The sequence below is a fragment of the Myxococcus sp. CA051A genome, from assembly GCF_013336705.1.
GTDB classification, from domain to species: domain Bacteria; phylum Myxococcota; class Myxococcia; order Myxococcales; family Myxococcaceae; genus Myxococcus; species Myxococcus llanfairpwllgwyngyllgogerychwyrndrobwllllantysiliogogogochensis.
Genome location: NZ_JABUMS010000003.1, coordinates 557,775 through 573,002, shown reverse-complemented (window position 1 = coordinate 573,002; position 15,228 = coordinate 557,775). Strand labels below are relative to the sequence as shown.

Genomic DNA, 15,228 nt, shown 5'->3' with positions numbered 1-15,228 from the left:
GCTCCGACCATGACGCGACTCGCGCTCCTGCTCTGCCTCCTCCTGGGTGCCTCTTCCATCGCCGCGCCACGACGCGCGCCTCGGACGAAGGTGGCCGTGTTGCCCTTCCAGGCTGTCTCCGGAGACGTGCCCGCGCGCGCAGGTCCTCGACTCGCCGCGCGACTGGCCTCGGAAATCCACGGCATGGCGGGGCTCGCCCTCGCGGAGCCTCCCGTGCCGTCTCCCACCGACGTGAAGACGGACGCGCTCGCCGCCGCCCAGGCCGCCGTGCAGGAGGCCACCACCGCGCGCGCGGCCCGCGACTTCACCCGCGCGGAGACCGCCCTCGGACGCGCCCTGGACGCCTACGCCGCGAATGCCACCCACCTCCAGGACGGCGCCGAGCTCGCGGACACGTATGCCCTGCGCGCCGCCGTGCGCTACGCCATCGGTCGCGATGACGACGCCGCGAGCGCCCTCACCCACGCGCTGGCAATCGCTCCAGGTCGTCCGCTGCCCCTCGCCGCCACCTCGCCCCTCTTCGCCCACACCGTCGAGCGCGTCCGCGCGGCCCATGCCACCCAACCTCGCGGCGTCCTCCGCTTCGAGTCGTTTCCCCAGGGCCTCGAGGTCACGCTCGATGGGTCCTCCGCGGGCACCACGCCCGTTCGTGTCACGCAGGTGCCTCCCGGTGCGCACCTGTGGCGCGCCACCCTTCCCTCCGGTGAGCCCGTGGGCGGCGTCGTGGAGGCCCTCCCCGAGCGCGAAGTCACCTTCACGATTCAACCGACCGGCACCGGCGCCACGGCCGCGCTGGCCCTCGCCCTCTCGGGCAATCGGCTCGATACCTCCGCGCTCCAGGCCGCATCGACGCTGGGACGCGAGGCGAGCGCGGACCTCGTCGTGTTCGGCACCCTGTCTCGCTCCGACACCGGGCTCGCGCTCGATGCCTTCGTGTTCGCGCCTGGGGACGCGGCGCCGCGCAGGCTGCCTCGCCTCACGATGGACCTGGAGCTGCTCGACGCTGGTGAGCCCCTGCGCGCGCTCGCGGCCCAGTTGGCCTCGCGAGGTGTGGAGGCGGGGCTCACCGAAGCACCGCCCCTGTCGCCCACGCCGGGTGCCTCGCGCGTCACTCGCGCCGCACAGAGCGTGTACGCCGTCCCCTTGTCGAACCCGGTGAAGCCCACGGCGCCCACCCGGAAGCCCGTGGACCCCATCCGCAGACCGCTGGTCCGGCCATGAGCGGCTTTCGCGGGCGCTTCGCCCCCAGCCCCACCGGGCGCATGCACCTGGGCAACATCCGCAGCGCGCTGCTCGGCTGGCTCCAGGCTCGCGCCGCCGGGGGCCGCTTCCTCTTGCGCATCGAGGACCTGGACCGCGCGCGCTGCAAGCCCCAGTACGTCGAGGACTTGATGGCGGACCTGCGCTGGCTCGGCCTCGACTGGGACGAGACACCCCTGGTCCAGAGTCAGCGCGATGACATCTATCGCGAGGCGCTCGCCACGCTGGAGAAAGAGGGCCTCGTCTATCCGTGCTTCTGTACCCGGGGCGAGATTGCTCGCGCCGCCAGCGCGCCCCACGGCCTGTCCGAGGAAGGCCCCCGCTACCCCGGCACCTGCGCCCACCTCACCGTCGACCAGCGGGCCGAGCGCGCGAAGACGCGAGCCCCAGCCTGGCGCTTCCGCGCGCGGCCTGGAGAGGTGCGCTTCGTCGACGCGCTCATGGGGCCCTACTCGCAGGACGTGGACGCGGTGGTGGGCGACTTCGTGGTGCGCCGCAATGACGGGGTCGCCAGCTACCAGCTCGCCGTCGTTGTGGACGATGCCGCCACCAACATCACCCACGTGTTGCGCGGCGATGACCTGCTGTCGTCCACGCCCCGCCAGCTCCAGCTCTACACGGCACTGGGTGAGCAGGCGCCCGACTTCCTCCACGTCCCGCTCGTGAATGGAGAGGACGGCAAGCGCCTCGCCAAGCGCGAGGGTGCCTTCGCGCTCGCGGAGCTGCGCGAGCGAGGACTTGCTCCCGAGCGGGTGCTCGGCCTGCTCGCCGCATGGAGTGGCCTGGGCGATGGGAGTCCCAGGACACTCGACGCGCTGGTGCGCGCCTTCTCGCTGGAAGCCCTTCCCCGCTCGCCCGTGGTGGCGCGCGAGGCGATGCTCATCGAGGCACTCGGCCTGCGGTGAGCCTTCGCCGTCCCCCTCCCACCGAGGGGGCGTCCTTGGGGTGAGGAATCGTCCGTTGCCCGACGATGCCCATGTTTGCCGCGGACCCGAGCACGCCCATCCCTTGGGTGCTCACCGCGGCAGGAGGCCCGGCCCATGGCAACCACCATCGTGGAGAACGAGAAACCTGGCGTCATCGGCGCCAGCGCGGGAACGCCTTTCAAGTTGAGCTGGGGCGCCATTCTCGGCGGCACCGTCGTCGCGCTCGGCGTGCTCATCCTCTTGTACTCGCTGGGCCTCGCGCTCGGCCTGTCCTCCGTGGACCCGAGCAACCCCGACAGCGCGCGCTCCGCGGGCATCGGCACCGGCATCTGGGGCCTCATCGCGCCGCTCATCGCCCTCTTCATCGGCGGCTTCCTGGCCGCGCGGACCGCGGGCGTGGTGGACAAGGCCGGCGGCGCGATGCACGGCGCGGTGATGTGGGGCCTGACGACGATTGCCGGCGTCGTCCTCATGGGCATGGTCGTGTCCACCGTCGTCGGCACGGCGTTCAAGGCCACCACGGGAGTCGTGGGCGCCACCGGCGCGGCCGTGGCGGGCGCGGCCTCCCAGGGTGGGAACGCGGCCCAGGCGTTCGGCCTGGATGCCAACGACGCGCTCGGTCCGGTGAACGAGCGGCTCAAGGCCGAGGGCAAGCCGACCATCACCGCCAATCAGCTCGAGGCGGCCACCAAGGACATCGTCACCACCGCGGTGCGCACGGGGAACGTGGACCGCGAGCTGCTCGTCACCTCCATCGCGGAGAACACGCGGCTGTCGCGGCAGGACTCAGAGGACGTCGCCAACCGCGTCCAGGTGCAGATTGACGGCGCCAAGGCGAAGGTGGGGCAGGTGGGTGAGCAGGTGCAGCAGGGCGCGCTCCAGGCCGCCGACAAGACGGGGCGCGCCTTCTGGGGCGTCTTCGGCGCGCTGCTCCTGGGGCTCGTCGCCTCGGTGCTCGGCGCGGGGCTGGGGGTGAGCAAGCGCCAGCGCGTCCACGCGGAAGGGGCCATCTCCCCCACGCCGCGCACCACGACGACTCGCCGCGAGGTGTACCCGTAGGGCCCTCGCCCTCTCCCGGGCCATGAAGTCCAGGAGCAGCGGGCCCACCTCTCCCCAGGGGTGGGCCTTTCGTTTGTCGCCCCTCCCGCGTGGGCCGCATGCGCTAACGTCCCCTTCGCGATGTGACGAAGGGGTGCCCCGCCGTCCGCTTCCCGGGCCCCCGCCATGCGCTCCTTGACGGGGGACCTCGTGAACCGAAGTAGCACGTACCTGCTGTGCCTCGCGGCGATGGCCGCCCTGTCGAGCGGCTGTTTCCTGCGAACCGGCTACATCCTCGAGGAGCTCAACGCACCCTCGGAGCCCAAGACGCCGCCGCTGCCCGTGTCCCTCCGGGAGCGCGTGGGGCGCCTGACGCGCTCGCACCTGGTGGACGCCTACGCGGACCCGGCGGAAGCAGCGAAGTGGATGTCCGCCCTGGGCGGCGCGTCCGAGGTCATCGCGGAGCAGGTGGAGTGTCTGCGCGCGAATGCGGGAGGCAGCAACTCCTCCTGTTACGACACCTTCTTGAAGAAGACGGTGGCGGGAGGAGTGTGGGGCCTGCCGGCGATGCCGGGCACGGTGGACCCGACCCGTCCCACGGCCGCCGAGGTCGACGCGCAGCGCTTCATCGGCAACGCGATGGGCATCGCCGCGTCGCTGGCCGCGCTGGGCGACTCGCTCCAGGACCCAATGAATCCCTTCCTGCTCAAGCAGGGCCTGCGTGAAGGCGCCGAGTCCGCCGCCCAGTACGTGAGCGCCCGCCGCTGGAGTCGCAAGCTCGGGCGTCCATCCAACGCGGTGGTGCTCAGCGGCGGCGGAGCCAATGGGGCCTTCAGCGCCGGCATCATGTGGCGGCTGCTCGGGGTGATGGAGCAGTGCCGGGGCAAGCCCGAGCCCGAGGGGTGCGGTGACGCGCGCATCGACCTGGCGGCGGGCACCAGCACCGGCGCGCTCATCGGCACGATGGTGGACCTGTTCCACACGCCCGGCCAGGAACAGAAGGCGCGGGACATGCTCCTCGGCAACTACACGTGCTCGGTGGAGTCGGACCTCTACTGCGTCAACTCGACGTGGATTTGGAAGATTGCCTCGGACCTGAAGGGGCTGGTCCGCTTCGACGGGGTGCAGGACAAGCTGCGCGCCGCCGTCATCCCCGCGCAGCTCACCAACGGCACGGAGTTGGTGGCCGTCTCGGTGGACTTCAACACCGGGGATGTCTTCGGCATCAGCGACCAGGACCCGGCGGACTTCCCGCCGACGGCGACGGACGCGCAGCGCGTGGACGGCCTCATCAACGCGGTGGTGGCGTCCATCGTCGAGCCGGTGCTCGCGGAGCCGGTGCCGTGGATTCCCTCGCGCTCGGGGCGCTACCAGGGCACGTTCCTGGACGGCGGAGTGCGCTCGGGGCTGCCGCTGCTCCAGGCCGTGCAGCGCGGCGCGGAGCGGGTGCTCGTCGTCTCGACGGGCGGCCTGGAGCCGACGCCCGAGCCTCCGCCGGAGAACGCGGTGAGCACGCTGCTGCGGACCATCGACCTGTTCGTCGCGCAGCCGCGCGTGGGCGAGGTGCAGCAGGCGGAGCTGGCCGCCGTGGGCCGGCGCTTCGCGGAGTACAACGTCTGCACGCTGCGGCTGGCGAACGTGGAGGACTCCACCGCGGTGCCCACCTACTGCCGTCGCACGGGCACGGGCTTCGTGCCAACGGAGCCACGCTCACTCCAGGCCGCCACGAGCATGTGGATGGGGCCGGCGCGCTTCGAGCAGGTGGCGTCGAGCTGGCGCTCCTCGTGGATGTTCCGTCCGGAGTCGTCGCTGGCGACGGCGAGCGGCTATGCCTTCTCGCCGCGGGTGATGCGTCCGCTCTTCAAGGACGGGGTGAAGACCTTCCAGCAGCGGTGCGCGGAGGTGCTGCGCCTGTTCGAGATTCGCGGCACGCTCGCGGAGGCCGAGTGCGCCCGGCCCGTGGACGAAGTCGTCGCGGAGGCCGAGTCCCGCTTCGCCCCCGTGGGCCAATGCACGGACGGCAAGCCCGACCAGCGCTCCTGCGACTGAGCGCCCACGGGCGTCGACCCCCGGCATATCCTCCCCCGCCCTTCCCGCACCCCAAGAGCGTGTATGTCCCAACAGCGTTCCGCCACCCGCTGGGTCGTCCTCCCCCTGGTCTGCCTGGGCATCCTCGTCCTCCTGGCCGCCGTGGCCTTCTGGCTCACCCAGCCCGGTGACGCACCGCCTCCGGACGAGCCCCCCCCGCCCGTCGAGGCCCCCGTCCGCCCGGAGCCCACTCCGCCCGCGCGCCGGCCGCCCCCGGTGGTGCCGCCCCCCGCCTTCCCCTCCCCTCAGTCCGCCGTGCCCGTCCTCCCCGGCCCCGACCAGCCGGACCTGCGCCGCGTCATCACCACCGAGCCCGTCATCGAGTCCGTCGACGGTGACCTCCGCCCGGAGGACATCGAGGCCGCCATCAAGGCCGTCACTCCGCTCGTGCAGCAATGTTTCGAGGATTCCGCACAGCGGAACCGGGGCCCACAGGCCGTGAAGCTGCGCTTCATCGTGGAGGCCCGGGGTGGGGGCACCGGGGAGATGAGGGGGGGCGAGCTGCTGGTGAGCACCATTCCGGACCCGATGGTGCAGGCGTGCGTCGTGGATTCACTCCTGGACATCGGGTTCCCCACCCCTTCCCGGGGTGGAAAAGCGACGGTGGTGTATCCCTTCGAATTCCGCGTACCCATGGAGGCTGGCCCGTGAGCCCCGGTTTTGCGTATGGTCCCGAGGCCCTCACGCCCCTCAATGCCCGTCTCCGTCGAACAGCTTGGCCCCCAGGACGCGGACGCCCTGCGGGCGCTGCTTTCGAAGGACCCGGTCCACAACCTCTACCTGCTGGGGTTGCTGGAGGAGTTCGGCATCGCCGCGCGGGGCCGCATCCCCTTCGCCTTCTACGGCCGCTTCGACAACCAGGCGCTCACCGCCGCGGTCTTCGTGGGGGGTGAAGGGGGCCTCGTCGTCCCCAGCGCCAGCGACGCGGGCGCCACCAGCGTCATCGCGGACGCGTTGGCCTCCTCGCTGCGCCTGCGGGCCACCGTGGGAGACAAGTCCGCCGTGGACGCGCTCCTGCGCAGCCTGTCCCCCGGCAAGCCAAGGCTGTCTCGCACCCAGCGGTTGTTCTCCGTGTCCGCGGATGACCTGGGGCCCTTCACCAATCCCCTCTTGAGGCTGGCCCGCGAAGAGGACCTGCCCCGCCTGCTCCCCCTCGCGCAGGGCTACGTGCGCGAGGCGCTGGAGAGAGACCCGCTGTCGGAGGACCCGAGCGGCTACGAGGCGCGCGTCGAGCAGCGCGTGCGCCAGCGCCGCACGTACGTACTGGAGGAGAACAACGCGCTGGTGCTCAAGGTCGACATCGGCAGCCGCTCCCAGTACGGCGCGGAGCTGGAGGGCCTGTACACCGTGCCCGCCGAGCGCAAGAAGGGCCACGCGACGCTGTGCCTGGGACAGATTTCCCGGCACCTGCTGTCCTCGCTGCCCCGGCTGACGATGCGAATCGACGAGCGCGACGAGAGCACCGCGCGCATCGCCCGCAAGGTCGGCTACCTGGCCGGCCGCACGTGGCGCCTGGTGCTGGTGGAGTAGCTCGCGGCCCCAGGTACGGATGCGGTACGGTCCGCGCCCTCCATGAGCCGTCCCACGCCTTCCCGCCGTCCCCTCTCTGGAGAGGGCCCCGTCATCCTCCACCGCGCCACGGACCCCCGCTGGCTGCCGCTGGCGCTCGAGCACTTCGACGCGGTGCTGGTGGACCACGCCCACTGCGAGAAGAAGGCCGCGGCCAACGCCCTCTCCATGCTCCAGGCGTACCCGGACCTGCCGGGCCTGCCGGCGCAGATGGCTCGGCTGGCGCGCGAGGAGAGCGCGCACCTGGCCCGCGTGCTGGACTTGATGGAAGCGCGGGGGCTGACGCTCACCAAGGACGCGGGAGACCCCTACGCCCAGGGCCTCCAGAAGCTGGTGCGCACGCCCGCCCTGGAGCGCAGGTTGGACAGGCTGCTCGTCGCCGCCGTCATCGAGGCGCGCTCCTGCGAGCGGCTGTCACTGCTCGCCGAAGGGCTCACGGACCCGGCGCTCGCCCGCTTCTACGGAGAGCTGGCCCAGTCCGAGGACGGGCACCAGTCGCTCTTCTTCCGTCTGGCGGTCACCGCCAACGGAGGCAACGAGGCCGCCGTGCGCGAGCGACTGGAGTGGATGCTCGGCCACGAAGCGCGCGTATTGGACGAGGTCGGCCTTCGCGCCGCCATCCATTGACGCCTTCGCGGCCTTCCCCTCGAACGGCCACACCCACGGCACCGCCACCGTCAGCACGCAGAGCAAGAGCGCGGTGAGCGGCGTGCCCAGCCGGAAGAAGTCCGTGAAGCGGTAGTGCCCCGGCCCGTAGACGAGCACGCAGCTGGGCTCCAGCGGGGTGATGAACGAGCAACTGGCCGCCAGCGTCACGCCCATGGCGAAGGGGCGCACGTCCACGCCCAGCTGGGTGGCCGCGTTGAGGGCCACTGGCAACACCACCAGCGCCGCGGCCTGGTTGGACATGGGCGCGGACAGGAGGATGGTGAGCAGCATCAGCGCCACCAGCACCGTGCGGGGCCCGCCGAAGTCGCCCAGCTCCGCCACGTGCCGCCCCAGGTACTTCCCCGCGCCGCTCACCTCCATGGCGAGCCCCAGCGCCATCATCGACCCGATGAGCAACACCACGCGCCAGTCCACGCGGAAGGCGTTGCGCGCGTCCACGCAGCGGGTGGCAATCATCGCCAGCATGCCGGTGAGCCCCGCCACCGACAGCGGGACGATATCCAGCGAGCCCGCGGCCAGCGCGCTCAGGAAGAGCACCACCGCGAGCAGCGCCTTGCCATAGCGCGGCGGTTGGTAGTCATGGCCCCCAAGCACCACCAACTGGCCCCCTTCCGCCAGCTCCGACACCTTCTGCCGGGGCCCGCGCAGGAGCAGCACGTCCCCCACCGCCAGGGGCAGCAGCGACATGCGCCGCTCGCCGAAGATGCGACCCAGCAGTTGGAGCTTGGTGACGCGCTGGATGCTCGGGTGACGGTGCAGCGCCAGCGCCACCAGCCCGTAGCGCTCCACGAAGAGCGACTCCCTCAAGCTCCGGCCCACCAGCGCGCTGCCCGGCGGCACCGTGGCCTCCACCAGCGCGGTGTCCTTGTCGAGCTGGTCCTCATCCGCCAGCCGCAGGTCCGGACGGATTTCGATGCCCCGCAGGTCCTTCACCCGGAGGATGTCCTCGCGACTGCCCTCCACCAGCAGCCGCTCGTCGCCACGCAACAACTGCGTGGGCTCGGCCGACGCCGCGCGCCCGTCCCGGACGATGCCGATGACGCGCAGCCCCAGGCCCTCGGTGATTTCCGCCAGCGGCTTGTCGATGTAGCGCGAGCCCTCCGGCAACACCGCCTCCGTGAGGTAGTCGCGCAGCACCCATTCCTCCTCGCCGGCCTTGCCCTCGCGCGAGGGCAACAGCAGGGGCCCCAGCACCACCACGACGAGGATGCCGATGACGGCCACCGGCAGGCCCACCGGCGCCAGCTCCGCCACGCCGATGCCGCGCATCCCCATGCGCTCCAACGCCGCGGACATCACGAGGTTGGTGGACGTGCCGTAGAGGAACACCATGCCGCCCAGCATCGACGCGTACGCCAGCGGCAGCAGCACCTTGCTCTTGGGCACCTTGGCCCGGTTCGCCGCGCCAATGGCCACCGGCAGGAACGCCGCCGTCGTCACCGTGTTGGAGATGATGGAGGAGAACACCGCCACCACCGTCATCATCGCCATGACGAAGGTCTGGTGGCCGAAGCGCGCGAAGAAGGCCAGCCGCTGCCCGACGAGCTGCACCACGCCCGTGGAGGCGAGCCCCTGCGTCATCGCCAGCAGCGTGAAGATGAAGATGACGGTGTCGTTGCTGAAACCCTCGAACGCCTGCGCCGGCGTCAGCACTCCCGTCAGCGCCAACAAGCACACCACCACCAGCGAGCTGACCTCGATAGGAATGGTGTCGATGGAGAACAGCACCAGCGCGACGACGACGATGCCCAGGACGATGGCGATGGTCATAAAACCCGGAGGGGCCCCAACCTGTACCCTCCGGGTGCGGACGGTGAGTCCCTGCCGCACCGCGCCGTCAACTACTAGATGCCCGGCCGCTGATAAGTGGAATTAGTAGAGCCCCGCCTGGGGGGGCGGTTGACTGCCGGACGCCAGTTGCTTTTGGGCGCCCCTTCCAGAAGTTTTGACCTTTCTCCCGCTGGTAGGGTGCTCGCCCTTTTTCACCAGGATAGGGAGCCCCTCTCTTGAGACAACACAAGGAAACTTCCATGGCTTCAACGCAAGTGGCGGCGGCGGCCTCTGTGGCCCCCACGAAGAACCCCACGCTGCTGGCCTGGGTGGCCGAGATGGCCAAGATGACCCAGCCGGACAGCATCGTCTGGTGCGACGGCTCCGAGGCCGAGAAGAAGCGCTTCACGGAGCAGGCGGTGCAGGAGGGCATCCTCATCCCGCTGAACCAGGAGAAGCGGCCGGGCTGCTATCTGCACCGCTCCAACCCGAACGACGTGGCGCGCGTGGAGCACCTCACGTTCATCTGTACGCCCAACAAGACGGACGCGGGCCCCACCAACAACTGGATGGAGCCGGAAGAGGCGTACACGAAGCTGGAGCAGCACTTCGCCGGCAGCATGAAGGGCCGCACCATGTACGTGGTGCCCTATGCCATGGGCCCCATCGGCAGCCCCTTCACGAAGATCGGCGTGGAGCTGACCGACAGCGTCTACGTGGTGCTGAACATGCGCATCATGGCGCGCATGGGTAAGCAGGCCCTGGACATGCTGGGCGACAGCGACGACTTCAACCGCGGCCTGCACAGCACCGGCGATGTGAATCCGGACCGCCGCTACATCTGTCACTTCCCCCAGGACAACACCATCTGGAGCTTCGGCTCGGGCTATGGCGGCAACGTGCTGCTGGGCAAGAAATGCCTCGCCCTGCGCATCGGCAGCTACCTGGGCCGCGAGGAGGGGTGGCTGGCCGAGCACATGCTCATCCTCGGCGTGACGAGCCCCAAGGGTGAGACGACCTACGTGGCCGCCGCCTTCCCGTCCGCGTGTGGCAAGACGAACTTCGCGATGATGATTCCGCCCGCCGAGTACAAGGGCTGGAAGGTGGAGACGGTCGGCGACGACATCGCCTGGATGCGCCCGGGCCCGGATGGCCGCCTGTACGCCATCAACCCGGAGGCCGGCTATTTCGGCGTCGTCCCCGGCACCAACTACAAGACGAACCCCAACGCCATGGAGACCATCTCCAAGGACACCCTCTTCACGAACGTGGCCCTGACGGCCGACGGCGACGTGTGGTGGGAGGGCAAGGACGGCGAAGTCCCGGAGGAGCTCACCGACTGGCAGGGTCGCCCCTGGAAGAAGGGCAGCCCGGAGAAGGCGGCGCACCCCAACAGCCGCTTCACCGCGCCCATGTCCAACAACCCGGCGCTGAGCCCCAAGGCCAATGACCCGACGGGCGTGCCCATCTCCGCCCTCATCTTCGGCGGCCGTCGCTCCACCACGGTTCCGCTGGTCATCCAGGCCTTCAACTGGACGCACGGCGTGTTCCTGGGCGCGACGATGGGCAGCGAGACGACGGCCGCGGCCACCGGCAAGGTGGGCGTGGTGCGCCGCGACCCCATGGCCATGCTGCCCTTCTGCGGCTACCACATGGGCGACTACCTCCAGCACTGGCTGGACATGCAGAAGACCATTCCCCAGCTGCCGAAGATCTTCCAGGTGAACTGGTTCCGGCAGGACAAGAACGGCAAGTTCCTGTGGCCGGGCTTCGGCGACAACATGCGCGTGCTGGAGTGGGTGGTGAACCGCGTGCATGGCCGCGTCCCCACGAAGGAGACGCTCCTGGGCTGGGTGCCGCGCGCCGACGAGGGCCTCAACCTCAAGGGCCTGGACGTCCCCGCGGACGTCATCGCGGAGGCCACCTCCATCAAGGAGGACGAGTGGAAGACCGAGCTGAAGAGCCAGGAGGTCTTCTTCGAGCAGCTGGGCACCAAGGCCCCGGAGGCGCTGACGCTCCAGCGCAAGCTGCTGATTTCGCGGCTGGAGAACTAGTCGCCCGCCTGTAGCGTCCTGAATCACCCGTCGGGGCCGCTTCCTGACCCATTCACTGGGTGGGAGCGGCCCCGACTCGTTTCACGAAGAGTGAGGTCGCCCTCTTCGACCGAAGGCCGGCTTAGCGATAGGCTTGTGTCCATCATGAGACTGGTCTTCGTTTTGTCGGCGGCCCTTGTGCTGTCGCCCCCGGTGGCGCTCGCCCAGCGCGGCGCCAAGAATCCAGCGGCCCTCATCAAGGACGGCGAGCGGCTCTACCAGGCAGGCAAGTACGCCGAAGCGGCGGACGTGCTGAAGAAGGCCCACGAGGCCCAGCCCAACCCGCGCCTCATCTTCAACATCGCCGTGTCGTTGGAGAACGCGGGCGAGCTGAAGGAGGCCCTCTCCTGGTACCAGCAGTACGTCGGCAACACCGAGGGCACGGACCCGGCGCTGCTCAAGCGCAGCGCGCGCAGCATCGACAAGCTGCGGCTCCTGCTCGACAAGGAGAACCAGGCCCAGGCGTCCGCGGACGCCGAGCGCCAGAAGCTCCAGGAGGAGGCCGAGGCGGCCCGGCGCCGCGCGGACGAGGAGCAGCTGGCGACGAAGCGCGCGGAGGAGGAGAACGAGCGGCAGCGGCAGGCCGAGTTCGCGCGCGCGATGAAGTCCTACCAGCGGCAGAAAATCGCGGCGTTCGCCATTGGCGGCGTGGCCGTTGTGGGCGTGGGCGCCGGCGTGCTCTTCGGCATGCAGGCCTCCGACGAGCGGGAGAAGTTCGACGCGGCGCGCACGGAAGACACCAAGCAGAGCTTCGCGGACAGCACCAAGAGCAAGGCGCTGCTCGCGGACATCGGCTTCGGCGTGGGCCTGGCCGGCGCCATCACCGCCATCATCCTGTATCCGAAAGACGGCCCCCCCGTGGAGGGCGAGGTCCGGCTGACGCTGGCGCCTCGCGGAACCGGCGCGGGCCTGGAGGTCAGCTTCTGATGAAGACCCTGGGACTCATGACGTGCTGCGCGGCGCTGCTGGCCGGCTGCAGCTTCACCACCGCGAGCGGCCTCACCGAGTGTGAGTCGAGCGCGGACTGCGACACCAATCAGGTCTGCTCGGCGTCCGGCTTCTGCCTGCCCCAGCCGGAGGGCTGCGGCGAGGTGGTGGGCACCACCACTGGACGGCCCATCCTCCTGGGCGCGGCGCTGCCCCTGACGAACTCGGGCGGCCCGGACGAGTCCGAGGTCCAGGCGCTCAACGCCATCAAGCTGGCGCTCGAGGAAATCAACCAGCGCGAGGGCATTGGCGGCCGGTTCTTCAACCTCCTCATCTGCGACACCCGCTCCGACCCGGCGCGGGCCAAGACGCAGGCGGAGTGGCTGGTGACGGAGAAGGGCGTGCCGGCCATCTTCACCTCCGGCAGCGCGCAGACCATCGCCGTCAGCAGCGTCGCCATCGCCAACAACGTGTTGTTGATGACGCACACCTCCACCAGCGCGGACATCGCCAACCTGAGCGACAAGACGGCGGCGTCCGGCGACGTGGGCCTCGTGTGGCGCACGGCTCCGTCGGACCTGCTCCAGGGCCGCATCATCGCCGACCTGGTGCGCAACGCCCGGCCGTTGGCCGACAGCAGCCGGCCCTTCGCCACGGTGAGCACCGTGAGCCTGGTCTACGTGGACGACGCCTACGGCCAGGGCCTGTTCGACACGATTCTCACCCGGCTGGGCACCGACCGGGTGCCGTCCTCCGCGCCGTACCAGCGCAACGGGGACGTGAGCGCCGCGGTGACCCGCCTCGTCGACGGCAAGCCCGACGTGGCGGTGATGGCGGGCTTCTCCGAGGACAACGCCAAGATCATCAGCCAGGCCGTCACGCGGGGCCGCACGGGGCAGATGTACTTCTTCACCGATGCCAGCAAGGACTCGGGCCTCTTCACGGCCCTGGGCTCGGCGCGCACCCAGATTGAAGGCGCCTACGGCACCTCTCCCGCGCAGGCCCGCCTGGGCGACACCGTGTACAACACCTTCAAGGAGCGCTTCCGCTCGGCCAACAACAACACCGACCCGGGCCAGTTCTCCTTCACCGCGCACGCGTACGACGCCATGTACCTGGTGGCGCTGGGCGCGGCCTACGCCGCGGGGGCGGACGTCAACAACCCGCAGCCCATCACCGGCGACCGCATCGCCGTGGGCCTGTCGAAGCTGACGCCGCCCTCGGGCACGCAGGCCACCACCTACCCCCTGGGCTTCAGCCGCTTCACCGACGCGCGCAACGAGGTCAGCACCGGCAAGGTCATCAACGTGCAGGGCGCCAGCGGCGCGCTGGACTTCGACGCCACCGGCGAGGCCCCGTCCGAGTACGAGCTGTTCCGCGTGGAAGGCGGGGCGTTCAAGACGGTGGAGCTCATCATCCCGCCGCAGACCTGAGCCGCACGCGCTCTACTCCGCCGCCCCCAGCACCCGCGTGAGCGGGCCCAGGGCGGCGGAGAACACCTCGGGCGGCGGCAGCAGGGACAGCACCAGGAACGCCCCCGAGTCGAAGTCGTAGAAGTAGCCGGGCTGCGCGAGCACGCCCGCGTCCAGGAGCGCGAGGCACGTCGCCTCGTCTCCCGGCTCCCTCGGAATCCGCAGCACCGCGCTCCACCCTCCGTGCGCGGGCACCACGTCCCACGGAGCACCGGGGGGACGCGCGGCGACGAGGCGACGGCGGTTGCCCCTCACCCGCTCCAGCAGCGCCTCTTGGAAGACAGGCGCGTGGGCGAGGAGCGAGGGCAGGGCCAGTTGCACCGGGGTGCCCACGGACAGGTACGTGTCCGCCACCCACTCCAGGCGCGCCAGGGCCTCGTCACGCGCGGCGGGAGGGCCGCCCACGTGCGTCCACCCCAGCTTCAGGCCGGGCAGGCCGCAGACCTTGGAGAGGCCGGAGAGGCTGAAGGTGAGCATGGGCAACTCGCGCCCCGCCACGCTGGCCACGCGGTGCGGCTCCACGTCCCAGCCGTAATCGGAGAACACCTCGTCGCAGAGGAGGGCCAGGCCGTGGCGCGCGCAGACGTCCGCCAGCGCGGCCAGCTCCCCCTCGTGCAGGAAGTGGCCGGTGGGGTTGCCGGGATTGACGACGAGCACGGCGCGGGTGCGCGGGCCGAGCGCGGCCTCCACCGCGCCCGCATCCAGGCCGAAGCCATGCGCGAGTGGCAGGCGGTACGGACGCGTGCCCACGCCCTCCAGTCGGGCCAGGTGCTCGAAGAGGGGGTAGCAGGGGGCCGGGACGAGCACGTCGTCACCGGGCTCGCACAGCAGCTTGAAGAGCCAGCCGTACGACTCACTGGTGCTGGCGGACAGCACCAGGTGCCCAGGGGAGATGACGGGCCCCCGGGAGGAGAGGTGGGCGGCCACCGCCTCGCGAGCCGAGGGGAGGCCGAGCGCTTCCGGTGCGTAGTCCAGCGCACCGGGAGGGTGGAGCAGTCCGGCGTCAGGCGCCGGGAGCCCCACGCGGGTGGGGTTGGAGACGGTGAGGTCCAGCGGAGGGAGGCCGCGGTGTCGAGCGAGCGCCTCCGCCAGGGGATTGGGGGTGCGGGAGAAGTCGGTGCGGAAGGAGAAGCGGCTCACAGCCCCGTCTGGAGCATGGCGTTGGCGACGCGGCGGATGAGCTCGCGGCGCACTTCCTTCCTGCAATGTTCAATGGCCTTGTCATGAGGCCTGGGAAGCTCCGGGTCCCTGGCTCGCAGGGCGGTGCGGAGGACGAGCTCTACCTTCGTAGGCTCGATGTGGAACAGCCGGGCCCCGTCCTTCTGGAGGAAGTAGGACAACCCTCTCTGGTCGAGGAGCTTGTGGAAGAAGCGTCGGACGTCCGCGAGGAACGTGAGGTCGATGATGTCCGCCATT

12 protein-coding genes and 1 pseudogene are annotated in these 15,228 nt (G+C 70.5%); 10 read left to right on the top strand and 3 right to left on the bottom strand.

From position 1 onward, the window contains the following. Positions 1–9: 9 nt before the first annotated feature. The 7 genes from HUA74_RS12335 (at position 10) to HUA74_RS45560 (ending at position 7,508) form a co-directional block, all read left to right on the top strand. Positions 10–1,221 (top strand): PEGA domain-containing protein, encoded by a 1,212-nt coding sequence (locus HUA74_RS12335; RefSeq protein ID WP_217443416.1) that lies wholly within the window; start codon positions 10–12, stop codon positions 1,219–1,221. Continuing rightward, positions 1,218–2,165 carry a tRNA glutamyl-Q(34) synthetase GluQRS gene (gene gluQRS, locus HUA74_RS12330; protein ID WP_174454704.1) on the top strand — a complete coding sequence of 316 codons (948 nt, stop codon included), beginning with the start codon at positions 1,218–1,220 and terminating at the stop codon, positions 2,163–2,165. Before HUA74_RS12335 ends, gluQRS begins: the two co-directional genes overlap by 4 nt. Positions 2,166–2,300: 135 nt before the next feature. Beyond that, positions 2,301–3,245 carry a hypothetical protein gene (locus tag HUA74_RS12325; protein WP_174454703.1) on the top strand — a complete coding sequence of 315 codons (945 nt, stop codon included), beginning with the start codon at positions 2,301–2,303 and terminating at the stop codon, positions 3,243–3,245. A gap of 189 nt (positions 3,246–3,434) precedes the next feature. Next, positions 3,435–5,273, top strand: a complete 1,839-nt coding sequence (locus tag HUA74_RS12320) for a patatin-like phospholipase family protein (protein WP_174454702.1) — start codon at positions 3,435–3,437, stop codon at positions 5,271–5,273. 63 nt (positions 5,274–5,336) lie between these two features. Then, positions 5,337–5,963, top strand: a complete 627-nt coding sequence (locus HUA74_RS12315) for an AgmX/PglI C-terminal domain-containing protein (RefSeq protein ID WP_174454701.1) — start codon at positions 5,337–5,339, stop codon at positions 5,961–5,963. Between the two features lie 42 nt (positions 5,964–6,005). Then, positions 6,006–6,842 carry a GNAT family N-acetyltransferase gene (locus HUA74_RS12310; protein WP_174454700.1) on the top strand — a complete coding sequence of 279 codons (837 nt, stop codon included), beginning with the start codon at positions 6,006–6,008 and terminating at the stop codon, positions 6,840–6,842. Positions 6,843–6,884: 42 nt separating this feature from the next. After that, entirely contained in the window at positions 6,885–7,508 is a 624-nt protein-coding gene (locus HUA74_RS45560) for a tRNA-(ms[2]io[6]A)-hydroxylase (protein ID WP_254625021.1), read from the top strand. Here HUA74_RS45560 and HUA74_RS12305 read toward each other — a convergent pair. Then, a pseudogene (locus tag HUA74_RS12305) lies at positions 7,509–9,320 on the bottom strand (SLC13 family permease); the annotation flags it as partial. Positions 9,321–9,580: 260 nt separating this feature from the next. Between HUA74_RS12305 and HUA74_RS12300 the strand changes: the two are divergent. The 3 genes from HUA74_RS12300 (at position 9,581) to HUA74_RS12290 (ending at position 13,773) form a co-directional block, all read left to right on the top strand. Then, complete coding sequence (locus HUA74_RS12300) at positions 9,581–11,374, top strand: phosphoenolpyruvate carboxykinase (GTP) (protein ID WP_141647128.1); 1,794 nt, start codon at positions 9,581–9,583, stop codon at positions 11,372–11,374. Positions 11,375–11,518: 144 nt separating this feature from the next. Continuing rightward, positions 11,519–12,340, top strand: coding sequence for a tetratricopeptide repeat protein (locus HUA74_RS12295; RefSeq protein ID WP_174454698.1), 822 nt, complete (start codon positions 11,519–11,521; stop codon positions 12,338–12,340). Beyond that, positions 12,340–13,773 (top strand): ABC transporter substrate-binding protein, encoded by a 1,434-nt coding sequence (locus tag HUA74_RS12290; protein ID WP_174454697.1) that lies wholly within the window; start codon positions 12,340–12,342, stop codon positions 13,771–13,773. The genes HUA74_RS12295 and HUA74_RS12290 overlap by 1 nt, the downstream gene beginning before the upstream one ends. Positions 13,774–13,785: 12 nt before the next feature. Here HUA74_RS12290 and HUA74_RS12285 read toward each other — a convergent pair whose 3' ends face one another. Both HUA74_RS12285 and HUA74_RS12280 read right to left on the bottom strand, forming a co-directional pair. Beyond that, positions 13,786–14,952 carry a pyridoxal phosphate-dependent aminotransferase gene (locus tag HUA74_RS12285; protein ID WP_174454696.1) on the bottom strand — a complete coding sequence of 389 codons (1,167 nt, stop codon included), beginning with the start codon at positions 14,950–14,952 and terminating at the stop codon, positions 13,786–13,788. After that, positions 14,949–15,227 (bottom strand): hypothetical protein, encoded by a 279-nt coding sequence (locus HUA74_RS12280; RefSeq protein WP_141647132.1) that lies wholly within the window; start codon positions 15,225–15,227, stop codon positions 14,949–14,951. The genes HUA74_RS12285 and HUA74_RS12280 overlap by 4 nt, the downstream gene beginning before the upstream one ends. Between the last annotated feature and the right edge of the window lies 1 nt (position 15,228).

What these genes read in the sequence shown, in the direction of transcription:
- HUA74_RS12335 (WP_217443416.1), top strand. Translation starts at nt 10, where the DNA reads ATGACGCGACTCGCGCTCCTGCTCTGCCTCCTCCTGGGTGCCTCTTCC.
- gluQRS (WP_174454704.1), top strand. Translation starts at nt 1,218, where the DNA reads ATGAGCGGCTTTCGCGGGCGCTTCGCCCCCAGCCCCACCGGGCGCATG.
- HUA74_RS12325 (WP_174454703.1), top strand. Translation starts at nt 2,301, where the DNA reads ATGGCAACCACCATCGTGGAGAACGAGAAACCTGGCGTCATCGGCGCC.
- HUA74_RS12315 (WP_174454701.1), top strand. Translation starts at nt 5,337, where the DNA reads ATGTCCCAACAGCGTTCCGCCACCCGCTGGGTCGTCCTCCCCCTGGTC.
- HUA74_RS12310 (WP_174454700.1), top strand. Translation starts at nt 6,006, where the DNA reads ATGCCCGTCTCCGTCGAACAGCTTGGCCCCCAGGACGCGGACGCCCTG.
- HUA74_RS45560 (WP_254625021.1), top strand. Translation starts at nt 6,885, where the DNA reads ATGAGCCGTCCCACGCCTTCCCGCCGTCCCCTCTCTGGAGAGGGCCCC.
- HUA74_RS12300 (WP_141647128.1), top strand. Translation starts at nt 9,581, where the DNA reads ATGGCTTCAACGCAAGTGGCGGCGGCGGCCTCTGTGGCCCCCACGAAG.
- HUA74_RS12295 (WP_174454698.1), top strand. Translation starts at nt 11,519, where the DNA reads ATGAGACTGGTCTTCGTTTTGTCGGCGGCCCTTGTGCTGTCGCCCCCG.
- HUA74_RS12290 (WP_174454697.1), top strand. Translation starts at nt 12,340, where the DNA reads ATGAAGACCCTGGGACTCATGACGTGCTGCGCGGCGCTGCTGGCCGGC.
- HUA74_RS12280 (WP_141647132.1), bottom strand. Translation starts at nt 15,227, where the DNA reads ATGGCGGACATCATCGACCTCACGTTCCTCGCGGACGTCCGACGCTTC.